Source organism: Streptomyces sp. NPDC088706 (assembly GCF_044752765.1).
Taxonomy (GTDB): Bacteria; Actinomycetota; Actinomycetes; order Streptomycetales; family Streptomycetaceae; genus Streptomyces.
In genome coordinates this window covers 1-13,739 of the sequence record NZ_JBIVLW010000029.1, presented here as the reverse complement: position 1 = coordinate 13,739, position 13,739 = coordinate 1, and the positions used below count along the sequence as shown (strand labels likewise).

General features: G+C 74.0%; 5 protein-coding genes. 3 read left to right on the top strand and 2 right to left on the bottom strand.

Features of this window, described 5'->3' with window-relative positions; genetic code table 11:
• Positions 1-7: 7 nt before the first annotated feature.
• Genes ACIQAK_RS32370 through ACIQAK_RS32360 form a run of 3 tightly spaced genes read left to right on the top strand, consistent with a single transcriptional unit; the run spans position 8 to position 11,417 of the window.
• Positions 8-6,511, top strand: a complete 6,504-nt coding sequence (locus tag ACIQAK_RS32370) for a type I polyketide synthase (protein ID WP_366390739.1) — start codon at positions 8-10, stop codon at positions 6,509-6,511.
• The gene (locus ACIQAK_RS32365; protein WP_366390738.1) at positions 6,508-8,574 is read left to right on the top strand and encodes an alpha-hydroxy-acid oxidizing protein; all 2,067 of its coding nucleotides are present in this window, start codon (positions 6,508-6,510) and stop codon (positions 8,572-8,574) included. The genes ACIQAK_RS32370 and ACIQAK_RS32365 overlap by 4 nt, the downstream gene beginning before the upstream one ends.
• A gap of 29 nt (positions 8,575-8,603) precedes the next feature.
• The gene (locus ACIQAK_RS32360) at positions 8,604-11,417 is read left to right on the top strand and encodes an amino acid adenylation domain-containing protein (protein ID WP_366390737.1); all 2,814 of its coding nucleotides are present in this window, start codon (positions 8,604-8,606) and stop codon (positions 11,415-11,417) included.
• 98 nt (positions 11,418-11,515) lie between these two features.
• On the opposite strand, the gene ACIQAK_RS32355 is transcribed toward ACIQAK_RS32360, so the two are convergent.
• Entirely contained in the window at positions 11,516-12,793 is a 1,278-nt protein-coding gene (locus tag ACIQAK_RS32355; protein WP_366390736.1) for a cation:proton antiporter, read from the bottom strand.
• Between the two features lie 29 nt (positions 12,794-12,822).
• Positions 12,823-13,584 (bottom strand): alpha/beta fold hydrolase, encoded by a 762-nt coding sequence (locus ACIQAK_RS32350; RefSeq protein WP_366390735.1) that lies wholly within the window; start codon positions 13,582-13,584, stop codon positions 12,823-12,825.
• Positions 13,585-13,739 lie beyond the last annotated feature (155 nt).

Here is a 13,739-nt window from a genome sequence, read left to right as displayed (position 1 = left end):
AGACACGATGACGGCCACATCCCCTGATCAAGTCGTCGACGCGCTGCGGGCGGCGTTGAAGGAGAACGAACGGCTCCGGGCGGCGGACGCCCGCCGTGCCGACCGGGAGAGCGGCCCGGTCGCCATCGTCGGCATGGCCTGCCGGTACCCGGGCGGCGTCGCCTCCCCGCAGGACCTGTGGCGGCTGGTCGCCGACGAGGTGGACGCGGTCGGACCGTTCCCCGCCGACCGCGGCTGGGACCTGTCCGCCCTGCACCACCCCGACCCGGACCACCCGGGCACGTCCTACGTCGACCGGGGCGGATTCGTCCGGGAGGCGACACGCTTCGACGCCGAGTTCTTCGGTGTGTCGCCCCGCGAGGCCCACGCCATGGACCCGCAGCACCGAATGCTGCTGGAAACCGCCTGGGAGGCCCTTGAGGACGCGGGTATCACTCCCGCGTCACTGCGCGGCAGCCGTACGGGCGTCTTCGTCGGCACCATGTACGGCGACTACGGAACCCGGTTGTCCCCGGCGCCCGCGGAGTACGAGGGCTACCTCGGACTGGGCAGCGCGAGCAGCGTCGCCTCCGGGCGCGTCGCCTACACCTTCGGGTTCACGGGCCCCGCCCTCACCGTGGACACCGCCTGCTCCTCGTCGCTGGTCGCCCTGCACCTCGCCTGTGCCTCGCTGCGACGCGGGGAGTGCACGCTGGCCCTGGCCGGCGGAGCCACCGTGATGGCCACACCCATGCCGTTCGTCGAGTTCAGCCGACAGCGCGGTCTGGCCCGCGACGGACGGTGCAAGTCGTTCGCCGCGTCAGCCGACGGAACCGGGTGGGCGGAGGGAGCGGGGGTCCTCCTGCTCGAACGGCTGGAGGACGCCGTCCGCCTCGGCCATCCCGTGCTGGCCGTGGTGCGCGGCTCCGCCGTCAACCAGAACGGCGACAGCAACGGACTCACCGCCCCCAGTGGGCCCGCGCAGGAACAGGTCGTCCGGCAGGCGCTCGCCGCCGCGGGCGTGGCCCCCGACGAGGTCGACGCCGTCGAGGCACACGGCACCGGCACCTCGCTCGGCGACCCGATCGAGGCACGGGCCCTGATGGCCGCCTACGGGGCTTCCCGCCCCGCGGACCGCCCTCTGCACCTGGGATCGCTCAAGTCGAACATCGGCCACTCCCAGAGTGCCGCGGGTGTCGGTGGAGTGATCAAGATGGTCATGGCGATGCGTCACGGCATCCTGCCGAGGACGTTGCACGCGGACGAACCGACGCCCCACGTCGACTGGTCGGCCGGCGCGCTGGAACTGCTGACCGAGGCCCGCCCCTGGCCCGGCGGCGGGCGCCCGCGCCGGGCCGCCGTCTCCTCCTTCGGCATCAGCGGCGCCAACGCCCACGTCGTCCTGGAGGAGCCGCCCGCACCCCGGGCCGCGTCCACCGGCCCGGCGCCGGCCGCCGCGCTCCCGACCGTTCCCGTGGTGCTCTCGGCGAAGAGCGGGGCCGCGCTCGGAGCCCAGGCGGCCCGTCTGCTCGACCGGATCACCGCGGGGTCCGACCGCCTCCTCGACCTGGGATTCTCGCTCGCCACCACCCGTGAGCACCTCGAACACCGGGCGGTACTCCTCCCTGGCGACACCGACGGGCTGACCGCCGGGCTCCGCGCGCTGGCCGCCGGGGCGGACGAGATCCCCGTGCTACGGGGCAGAGCGACCGAAGGGCGGACCGCGTTCCTCTTCGCGGGCCAGGGTGCCCAGCGGCTCGGCATGGGCCGCGAACTCCACTCGGCCTTCCCCGTGTTCGCCGAGGCGTTCGACACCGTCTGCGCCGAACTCGACGGCCGTATGCCCCGCCCGCTGTGCGAGGTGCTGTTCGCCGACGAGGAGTCCGCGGAGGCCGGTCTGCTGGACCGTACCGAGTACACCCAGCCCGCCCTCTTCGCCATCGAGGTCGCGTTGTTCCGGCTCCTGGCGTCGTGGGGCATCCGACCCGACGCCGTCCTCGGGCACTCCGTCGGCGCGTTGGCAGCGGTCCACGCCGCAGGCGTGCTCTCGCTGTCCGACGCCGCCGACCTGGTCGTGGCCCGAGGCCGGATCATGCAGCAACTCCCCCCTGGGGGAGCCATGGTGGCTGTCCGTGCCGACGAGGGGCAGGCCGCCGAGCTGATCCGCGACCGGACGGACCGGATCGCCGTCGCGGCCGTGAACGGCCCGGCGTCCACTGTGCTCTCCGGCGACCGGGCCGCGCTCGCGGAGGTGATCGCGGCGTTCGAAGAAGCCGGCGGCAGGGCCACCTGGCTGCCCGTCAGCCACGCGTTCCACTCACCCCTGATGGACGGGGCGCTCGACGAACTGCGCACCGTGGTGAAGGGGCTGACCTTCCACCCGCCGGAGCTGACCGTCGTCTCCGACCTGTCCGGACGCCCGGTCGGCCCCGAAGCACTCGCCGACCCCGAGTACTGGATCCGCCACGCCTCCCGGCCGGTCCGCTTCCGCGACGGTGTGCACGCGCTCGCGGAGCTCGGTTGCACCCGCTTCGTCGAGATCGGGCCGGCCGGGGATCTCACCGCCATGGCGGACGACTGCCTGGCCGAGGACACCGCCGCCGACCGGCGGTACACGCTCGTCCCGGCGCTGCGCCGCCGTCGGCCCGATACGACGGCGCTCCTGGAAGCACTGGCCCGGCTGCACGCCTGCGGCGCCGCCGTCGACTGGGCCGCGGTGTTCGCCGGCCGGGGCGCCGCGAGGGTCGCCCTGCCCACCTATGCCTTCCAGCGCGACGCCTACTGGATCGAGCGTGTGCCGCAGACCGGCGACGTACGGGCGGCGGGCCTCATCGGCCTCGACCACGCGGTGCTCACCGCCGCCGCCGACGTGCCGGAGACCGCCGGAACCCTGTTCACCGGACGACTCGGTCTCACCACCCATCCGTGGCTGGCCGACCACCGGGTCGCGGGCCGGGTCCTCCTCCCCGGCACCGCGCTGCTCGACCTCGCGGTGCGCGCGGGTCGCGAGACCGGATGTGATCTCGTGGAGGAACTCGTCCTGGCCGCGCCGCTCGCGGTCCCCGAGGACGCCGAGATCCAGGTGCGGGTCCTCGTCGGCGGTCCGGACCCGGCAGGTGCCCGCGAGATCACCGTCCACGCCCGCACCGCGGACGCTGTTGACGAGGACTGGACCTGCCACGCCCGGGGCACTGTCGCCCCGGCAGGCGCCCCTGCCGGTATCGCCGACGCCGCCGAGTGGCCCCCGCCGGGTGCCGAGCCCGTCGCTCTGGACCTTGACGACCTCTACGCCGGCCTGGCCGCGGACGGGCTGGAGTACGGTCGGCGCTTCCGCGGGCTGCTGGCGGTGTGGCGGCACGGACCGGAGCTCTACGCCGAGGTCGCTCTGCCGGAGGCGGACGGCCGGAGCGCCGGCACCCATGTCCTGGCCCCCGCTCTCCTCGACGCCGCCCTCCACCCGCTCGCCCTCGGCACCCTCCTGGACGGCGGGGGCGCCCAGCTTCCCTACGCGTGGTCCGGAGTACGCATGCACGGTCCGACCGACCGGGTGAGGGTCCGGCTGGCCCCCGCGGGACCCAACGCGGTCTCCCTCCTCGTCACCGGCACCGACGGGACCTTCGTCGCGTCGGTGGCCTCGCTCGCCCTGCGGCCCCTGCCGGCCGGAGCGGACCGCCATGAGGAGCGGGACGGCATCCAGCTGCCTACCTGGACGGCCCCCCCGGAGAACCCCGACGCGCCGGTGACCGGGCGCTGGGCCCTCATCGGTGACGAGCGGGACGTACCCGTCGGCGCCGGCGTCCGCGTCCATCCCGATCAGGGCGACCTCGCCGCCGTACTCGCCGACGGAGCCCCGCCGCCCGACGTCCTCCTGCTGCCGTGCCCCGCGCCAGGTGCCGGGACCGAGGTCGAGGACATCCGCGCGGTGCTGCGGCACGTCCTCGCCGCGGCCCGCTTCCTGCTCACCCACGAACGGCTGTCCGCCACCCGCCTCGTGGTACTCACGCGGCAGGCCGTCACCGTGCTCGGCGAGCAGCCCGCGGACCGGTCCGCACACCGCGCCGCCTGGGGCCTGGTGCATTCGATACAGGCCGAACAGCCCGGCCGCTTCATCGTTCTGGACGAGGACGGAACCGACGCCTCCCGGGCCGCCCTCTTCTCCGTCCTCGCCGGGACCCTCTCCCTCGGCGAGGACCGGCTGGCCCTGCGCGGCGGCACCGCCTACCGCCCCGGCCTCACCCCGGCAGCCCCTGCCACGGTGCTGAAGCCCCCCGCCGCAGCGGCGGACTGGCGGCTGGACTACGTGGCCAAGGAGTCCTTCGCCAACCTGTCGATGGAGCCCTGGCCGCAGGCGTCCGCGCCGCTGGCTCCCGGCCGCATCCGGGTCCGGATGCGCGCGGCCGGGCTGAACTTCCGCGACGTCCTGCTCGCCCTCGGTGTCATACCGCCCACCGTCGACCCCGACGCCGGGGGCAGCGGCCAGGGCGGCGAGGGCGCGGGGGTGGTGACGGAGGTCGGGCCCGGTGTCACGGACCTGAGCCCCGGTGACCGGGTCCTCGGCCTGTTCTCGGGCATCGGCCCCACCACCGTGACCGACCGGCGCCTGGTCTGCCCCATCCCCGAGGGCTGGTCCTACCGCCAGGCGGCCGCGGTTCCCGTCGCCTACCTGACCGCCTACTACGGGCTGGTCGACCTCGCCGGACTACGCGCCGGAGAGTCGGTCCTGGTCCATGCGGGCGCCGGCGGTGTCGGCACGGCGGCTCTCCAGATCGCCCGCCACCTGGGGGCCGAGGCCTACGCCACGGCGAGCCCGGGCAAGTGGGGCGCGCTGCGCGAGGGAGGGCTCACGGACGATCACGTCGCCTCCTCCCGTACGCTCGAATTCGAGCCGCGATTCCTGGAGCGCACCGAGGGACGGGGCGTCGACGTCGTGCTCAACTCCCTCGCCGGGGAGTTCGCCGACGCCTCCCTGCGTCTGCTGCCCCGCGGCGGGCGCTTCCTGGAGATGGGCAAGACCGACCGGCGCGACCCGGCCGCCGTAGCCCGCGAGCATCCCGGTGTCGACTACCTGGCCTACGACGTCCGTGACCCGGGCCCGGACCGCATCCAGGCCATGCTGCGGACCCTGCTGGACCTGTTCGAGCAGGGGGCGCTCCAGCCGCCGCCGGTGGCGGCGTGGGACGTCCGTAGCGCGCCCGACGCCTTCCGTCACCTGGCGGAGGCACGGCACATCGGCAAGGTGGTGCTCGAACTCCCGGCGCCGGACGAGCTCTGGGACGATACCCGTGCCGTCCTGATCACCGGCGGCCTCGGCTGGCTCGGCTTGCTGACGGCGCGTCACCTGGTGGCCGCCCACTCCGTACGGCAGCTGGTGCTGATGGGGCGCGGGGCGCCGTCCGAGGACGCCGCGCGGGAGATCGCCGCCCTGCGGGCTCTCGGCGCGGACGTCCGTACGGTCGCCTGCGACGCCGCCGACCGGGCGGCGCTGGCCACGGCACTCGACACCCTGGCCGGGGACGGCGTCCGCATCGGCGGGGTGGTGCACGCGGCCGGTGTCCTCGACGACGCCGTGCTGACCGCCCTCACCGCCGAGAAACTCGACCGGGCGCTGCGGCCCAAGGTCGACGCGGCCCTCAACCTGCACGAGCTCACCGCCCGACTCGACCTCTCGGCGTTCGTGGCGTACTCCTCCCTGGCGGGCACCCTCGGCTCTGCGGGCCAGGGCGGATACGGCGCGGCCAACGCCTTCCTCGACGCTCTGATGGAACGCCGGCGCTCTGCCGGACTGCCCGGCGTCTCCGTCGTCTGGGGTCTGTGGGACCCCGAGGGCGGAATGGGGAGCGGCCTCGATCCGGCCCAGCTGGCCCGCATGGCCCGGCTCGGAGTGCGTCCGCTGCCCGCGGAGAGGGGGCTGGCCCTGCTGGACGCCGCCGTCCGCCGCGACCGCCCGGTGGCTGTGGCCGTGCGATGGGATGTCGAGGGCCTCGCCGAGCAGAGCCGCAAGGGGGTCCTGCCGGTGCTCCTGGAGTCGCTGGTGCCGGCCTCGGCCCGGCCGGTGAACGGCGCCGGCCGGCCGGCCGACGGCTCGTCGGCCACCACACCGAGTGCGGGCACGGGCGACCGGCTGATGGACCTGGTGCTGCACGAGGTGGCCGCCGTGCTCGGCCACGCCTCCGACACGGCCGTCGCCCCGGACAGCGTCTTCGACCAGGTGGGCTTCGACTCACTGACCGCCGTGGAGCTGCGCAACCGGATCACGGCGGCCACCGGCGCACGGCTGCCCGCCACGTTCGTCTTCGACTGGCCGACGCCGAGAGACCTCGTCGCCCACCTCCGGGAGCAATTGCCGCCCCTCGACGAGGCGGACCCGGACGGCCCGTCGGCCCCGTCCGTCCCCGAGGAGCTCGTGCGGCTCGAATCCGTGCTCGCCGAGCGGGCCCCCGTAGGCGCCGAGCGGGCTGTCGTGGGCGAGCGCCTGCGCCTCCTGCTCGATCAGCTGGCCATCACCACCGAGGACGGGAGTTCGCGGACATGACCCGCAATCCAGCCGCTGCCGCTGACGGCGCACCGCGCAACGCCTCCCCGGCCGGTCCGCCCGTGCGGGCGGACCGCTGGACGCGGTCGTTCCATACCCGGCGCGACAGCACCGTGCGTCTGGTGTGCTTCCCGCACGCGGGCGGCGCGGCCAACAGCTTCGCCGCACTCTCCGCCGCCCTGTCCGAGGACGTCCAGTTGCTCGCCGTCCAGTACCCAGGACGGCAGGACCGGCACTTCGAGCCCTGCGCCGAGGACATCGCGACCCTGGCCGAGGGCGTGGCCGGGGCACTGGCGTCCGCCGACGACCGCCCCCTGTTCCTTCTGGGCCACAGCATGGGGGCGCTCGTCGCCTTCGAGACCGCCCGGCTCCTGGAGGAACGCGGCACGGTGGCCGGATTGTTCGTCTCGGCGGCCCGGCCGCCGGCCCAGGACTGGGAGGAACCCGACCTCGACAGCCTCGGCGACGACGATCTCGTCGCCGGGCTCCGCCGACTGGGCGGCGTTCCCGATGCCCTGCTCCGCGACCCGGAGACCCTGGGCGAGGTGCTGCGGGTGCTGCGAGCCGACCACCGTCTGCTGCGCCGCTACCACTGCGACGAGGGGACGGCGCTACGGACGCCCATCACGGTCCTCCTGGCCGCCGAGGACCCGAAGAACGCCCTGGCCCAGATGAGGGAGTGGTCCCGGCACACCGAGAGCGCCTACGACGTCGAGACCATCGAGGGCGGTCACTTCGCTCTGACGGAACGCGCCGGCGCCACCGCCGGACTGCTGCTGCGCCGGACAGCCGGCACCGCCAGGCCGCGGGACGAGACGCCCGGCACGGGAACTCCGGTGCCCGCGGACCTGGTCCGCGAGATCTACCTGGCCGGGCCGACGGCGGCGGCGGAGCGCATCACCACCGACCTGACCGGGCTCGACGCCGCGGCCCGGGCCCTGCTCACCCCGAACGCCTACGGCTACGTCTCCGGCAACGCGGGCACCGGCGCCACCGCCCGCGCCAACCGGGCCGCGTTCGACCGCTGGAGCCTGGTGCCGAGAATGCTGCGCGGTGTGACCTCTCGTGACCTCTCGGTCTCCCTGTTCGGACAGCGCCTGGCGTCCCCGGTGCTTCTCGCGCCGGTGGCAGCCCAGACGGTGGTGCACCCGGGCGGCGAACTCGCGGCCGTCAAAGGTGCCGCCCGCGTGGGGGTGCCGTTCGTCCTGTCCAGCTTCTCCTGCCACACCATGGAGGAGGTCGCACGGGAGGCCGGACCGGGACCGCGCTGGTTCCAGCTGTACTGGCCCTCGGACGACGAGGTGGCCGAGTCCCTGACGCGCAGGGCCGAGGCGAGCGGCTACTCCGCGCTGGTGCTCACCGTCGACAACCCCGCCTTCGGCTACCGCCCGGCCGACCTCGACCACGGCTACCTCCCCTTCGTCCAGGGCGCGGGCCTCGCCAACTTCGCCTCGGATCCGGTCTTCCGGGCGTCACTGCCTAAGAACGCGGGCCCCGGGGACGTCGTCCGCCACTGGGCGGCCATCTCCGCGAACCCCGGACTCACCTGGGACCGGTTGCCCCGACTGCGCGAGCTGACCCGGCTGCCGATCCTCGTCAAGGGCGTCCTGCATCCCGACGACGCCCGGCTGGCTCTCGACCGCGGCGCGGACGGCATCGTGGTCTCCAACCACGGCGGCCGCCAGCTCGACGGCAGCATCGCCGCACTCGATGCCCTGCCCGCGGTGCGGGCAGCTGTCGGGAATCACGTCCCGGTGCTGATGGACTCCGGTGTGCGCACCGGCAGCGACGTGGTCAAGGCCCTTGCCCTCGGTGCGGATGCCGTCCTCTACGGCAGGCCGTACCAGTACGGCCTGGCGCTCGACGGGGAACGGGGCGTCCACCACGTCCTGCGGTGCCTGCTGGCGGAACTGGACCTGGCACTGACTCTGATCGGCTGTGACGCCGTCCGTGCCGTCGACAGGGACCTGCTCACCCCTGCGGGGACGGCCTTCGGGCCTGTGTCGCCGGCGGGAGGGGCGCCCGGCACCCGCCCCGCGGCCGGCGCGCCCGGCACGCGATGACGGACCGGGTACAGGAGGAGAAGGCACGTATGATCCCGCAGACTTCGGTTCCCCGCTGCAAGGTGCTGTCGTGGCGCCTCACCGGGCGCCTCGACGCGGATGACCTAAGGGCGGCGTTCCGCGACGTCGTGGCGCACCATGACGGGGGACGGGCCCAGCCGGCCCCGGACGGCCGGAAACCGGTCCCGGAGGGCGCCGAGCCCCCCGTGATCGACGTCCCGCCCGACCGCGTGCCTACGACGGTCCGCGCCTTCTCGGACGCCGGCGCGGACCGGCCGGCACGCGCCGCCGTCCTGCGTACCGGACCCGAGCGGCACGTGTTCCTGCTGGCACTCCACCCGGCCGTCGCCGACGGACCGTACGCCGCGCGGCTGGTGCGGGACCTGAACACCGCCCTCGCGGCTCGTCGGGCGGGCGGGGTGCCACGGTGGGACGGGCCCCCACGCGTGGAGCTCCGCGGCGTCCACCAGGAGCGGACGGTCGCCGATCGGGCGGTACCGGCCGTCCTCGCGGACGAGGCTCAATGGAGGAGTGAACTCGCGGGCTCGACCCCCCTGTTGGCGCTTCCCCTCGACCGGCCTCGACCTGCGGTGGCGGGCCGTCGACGGGCCGTCGTGCCGCTGGAGGCGGACGCCGCGCTGTGGGCGGCGGTGCGGGGGCTGGCGCGGGGCCGGGGCGTGACGGTGACCGCGGTGCTCCAGGCCGCGCTGGTCGTGCTCCTGCACAGGATCGGCGCCGGGACCGACGTACCGATCGGTACCCGGGTCCCGGACGGCGCGCGGTCCGGGCCGGGCGGCGCCGAGCACACCTGGGTGCTGCGGGCGGACCTGTCCGGCGATCCCACCTTCATCCAACTGCTGGACCAGGTGCGTGAGCGCACCCTCACCGCGGCGAAGTACACCCGGACACCGTTCGACGCTCTCGCCCGTGCCCTCGTCCCCGAAGTGCCGGCCGCCCACCACCCGGTCTTCCAAGTACTTCTGGATGTCGGCCCGCATCCTCTCGAATGGCCCGACGGTGGCCGTCTGCCGGGGCTGACCGTGACCCCGGAACGTTCCGTCGTCGACCCATGGGTGCCGTGCGATCTCGTCGTGAGGCTTCCTGCCGCCGAGCTACCGGACACGACTCCTGGGGCCGGGGAGATCGAGTACGACGCGGACCTGTTCGAGCCCGCGACGGCGCTCGCCCTGGCGCGCCGCTTCCTGACGGTCCTCGCGCAGGTGACCGAGCGCCCCGGCTCGCCGGTGGACCGCCTGGACGTCCTGGAACCTGACGAAAGGCGGCGCCTTTTCACCGAACTGCTCGACACGGCGGCCCCCAGGCCCGCCGTGTCCGTTCCCGAACTCGTGGCGCGACAGGTCGACCGCACTCCGGACGCCGTTGCCGTGGTCTGTGGCGACGTCGATATGACCTACCGCCAATTGTGGCACCGGTCCGACCGGCTGGCCCGAAGCCTGCTGCGTTCGGGGGTCACTCCCGAGTCGGTTGTCGCGCTTGCGCTGCCACGCTCGGCCGACCTGGTGGTCGCGCTGCTCGCCACCTTGCGCTCGGGCGCGGCGTACCTGCCGGTCGACCCCCGCTACCCCGCCGAGCGACTCCGTCACCTCCTGGGCGACGCCGGGCCCGGCCTGCTCCTCACCGACACCGCGACCGCCGCGGAGCTGCCCGTGCACACCGTGCCCGTATGCCTTCTGGACGGGCCGGAGGTGCCGGAGGGGGCTGCCGCTACGGAACTCCCGGATCCGCCGCAGCCGGAGCGGCTCGCCTATGTGATGTACACGTCCGGGTCGACCGGCACCCCCAAGGGCGTTGCCCTCACCCACGCGAACATCGTCAACGGGGTGTGCGGGCTGGCGGAGGTGGTCCGCACCGGGCCCGGTGCGAGGATGCTCGCCGGAACCTCCATCAACTTCGACGTCTCCGTCTTCGAGGTGTTCACGGCCCTGAGTACCGGTGCCACGGTCGAGGTGGTGCGCGACGTGCTCGTACTCGCCGAACGCGGCGGCTGGAGCGGCGGCGTGCTGCACACCGTGCCGTCGGTCTTCGCCGAACTGCTCCCCGAGATCACCGGCCGGCTGCACGTCGACACCCTCATGTTCGCGGGGGAGCAGCTTCCGCCGGAACTCGTGCGGCGGGTGCGCGAGGCCGCCCCCGGAGCGGCCGTCGTCAACGCCTACGGGCAGACGGAGAGTTTCTACGCCACGACCTGGACCGTCCCCGACGGGTGGCAGGGCACGAGCGCGCCGATCGGCCGCCCGATCGGCAACATGCGCGCCTATGTGCTCGGTCCGGGACTTGCTCCGGTCCCGCCGGGAGTGACGGGGGAGCTGTACGTCGCCGGCTCGGTCGCCCGCGGATACGCGGGCCGGCGCGGGGCGACCGCGGAACGGTTCGTGGCCGACCCCTTCGGCGCGCCCGGATCGCGCATGTACCGCACCGGTGACATGGCCCGCTGGAACGCGGACGGCCAGCTGGAGCACCTCGGACGCGGAGACGGCCAGATGAAGCTCCGAGGCTTCCGGATCGAGTCGGCGGAGATCGAGGCCGCGCTCACCGGCCACCCGGGCGTCGCGCACGCCGCGGTCTGCCTGCGGCCCGATCCGGCGTCCGGTGGCAGCCGCCTGGTCGCCTACGTCGTCCCGGCCGCGTCCGCCGACGGAGCGGGGGCGCGGGGGCCGACGCCGCGGGCCCTGCGACGCCATGTGGCGGACCGGCTGCCCGACTACATGATCCCGGCCGCCTTCGTATCCCTGGAGCGCCTGCCGCTGGCACCCAATGGCAAGCTCGACCACGCGAGTCTGCCCGATCCGCCGCACCGGACGGCCCGCCCCGTACATCCCTGATCCGCCGCCAGGACGCATGATGCCGCCGGTGTCCGTGGGACACCGGCGGCATCATGCGTCCTGGCGCGAGGGGCGGGGGCGGCCCCCGGTGGCGCGCCTCAGAGGGCGCTGAACTCCCGTTCCCGTTCGACCTCGATCGAGGTCGTGGGGATGCTGCGTGTCGCATAGCGCAGCATCGGCGGCGTCATCATCGAGGTGACCACGGCGACCAGGATGATCACCGTGTAGGAGGCCGTGGTCAGAACCCCCAGTTGGAGGCCCACCGTGGCGAGGACGATCTCCACCACCCCGCGCGCGTTGAGCCCGGCACCGATGGCCAGTGACTCACCGCGGCTGAGCCGCCCCATCCGCGCCCCGACGTAGCCGCCGACCAGCTTGGTGCCGATGGCGACCGCCAGGATGACCATCCCGGCGAGGAACACCTCGGGCCGCGCCAGGGCGCCCAGGTCGACCTGGAGGCCCGCCGTGGCGAAGAACAGCGGAGCGAGGACGGACATGACGAACGGCCTCGCGGCGCTGAGCGGTTTACGGCCCGCCGGACCCAGCGACCCGATGACGATGCCGCAGAGGAACGTGCCGAGGATCGGCTCCATCCCGAGCGCGTGCGTGCCCGCCGCCGAAGCCACGATCAGAACGACGATCGTCGCTATCCCGCTCTCGGGGTGTTTCTCGCTGCCGACGAGCTCAAGGGTCCACCGGGCCAGTGGCCGCGCGACGACCGCCGCGAAGGCCAGGACGGCGATCAGGTAGGCGACGGTCCTGACCACCAGTCCGAGTTCCACCCCGGTCGCCACCATGGCCGACACGATGGACAGCAGCAGCCAGCCCACGATGTCGCTCACCGCGGCCGAACCGACGATCAGCTGACCGATATCGCGGTGCAGGAGACGCATGTCCAGCAGGGTCTTGGCGATCACCGGCAGAGCACTGATCGCCACAGCGATACCCATGAACAGCGCGAACGTCGTGCGGTCGGCTTCCGGGCCCATCAAGGTGGCCGGCAGCAGGAAGCCCATGCCGATGCCGAGCGCCAGTGGCAGCAGCACACTGCCGGCACTGACGCAGCCGATGGCCCGGCCCTTGCGGCGGAACAGGTTGAGGTCGATGTGCGCGCCGGTGACGGCGACCAGCAGCAGCACGCCGAGCTGGGCCACCGCACCTATCAGGTGCATCTGGGACGGATCACGGGGCATCAGCCAGCCCGAGAGGGAGGGCAGCAGGTTCGCGAACACCGACGGCCCGAGCACGACGCCCGCGGTGAGCTCACCGACCACGGCAGGCATCCGCAGCCGCATGGCGAGGCGGCCGAGCAGGACGGCGGAGATCAGGAGTACCGCGAACTGCAACAGGAAGATCAGCATCTGATGGTGGCTCATCCCGGGCACCGGACCGCCTGCGAGCATTGTCACCATGTCGATTCCTTTGCCTGAGGGATGAGTCGGGAGGCTCCTGGGGCAGCGGCCCTCTCCGGGGAGCCGTACGGCAGGGCACCGAGAACGGCCTCGGCGACGGCGGACGGACTGGCCGCCGAGAGCAGATGTCCGCCCGGCAGGAGCACGACGGAGCACCGGGCGGATGTGTGCCGGGACCACGCGTCGAGTCCGCCGACAGAGGCGTCCTCGTACCCGGCGACGACGTGGATGTCCCCGGCGCAGCGCGTGGTGCGCAGCGATTCGATGAACGAACCGGACAGCAGCAGATCGTCCCGGACGAGAGGGAAGACGCGGGCGGACAGGGCCGGGTCGGCCATGACGTCCGCCGGTATCTCTCCGCCCATCGCCGTCAGCATGGCGATCGCCTCGGCGAGCGAGGCCGCCTTCCTGGGCAGCGGGGACTCCCGTACCGAGGGAGGGGTGTTGGAGACGGCCAGCAGGACCGGCGGACGGGGCTGGGGGAGTTCCGCGGCCAGCGCCAGACCGATGTACGCGCCGAGGCTCTCCCCGTACACGGCGTCGACGGGTCCGTCGAGGCGGCCCGCCAGATCCCGCACCGCGGCAGCGGCCTCGGTCAGCCGGGGTTCGTCGAACCGCCTGCCGTGACCCGGGAGCTCCAGCCCGCGGAAGTCGACACGGTCCCCCAGCGCACGCCGCAGCGGACGGAAGTAGCCGGCCCCACAGCAGGACGGCGGGATGAAGGCGATCACCGGCTTCGTGGCGCGGTTGTCCATGGGGCTCCCGAGGAGGGCGGCGGGCCGGGCCCCGGACCACCGGCCCCCGCCCCCCGCCGGTGGGGGGGCGGGGGGGGGGAGGACCGGGGCACCCCCCCCCCCCCCCCCCCCGCCCGAACCCCCCCCCCCGCCCCCGCGGCCCCCCCCCCCCCCCC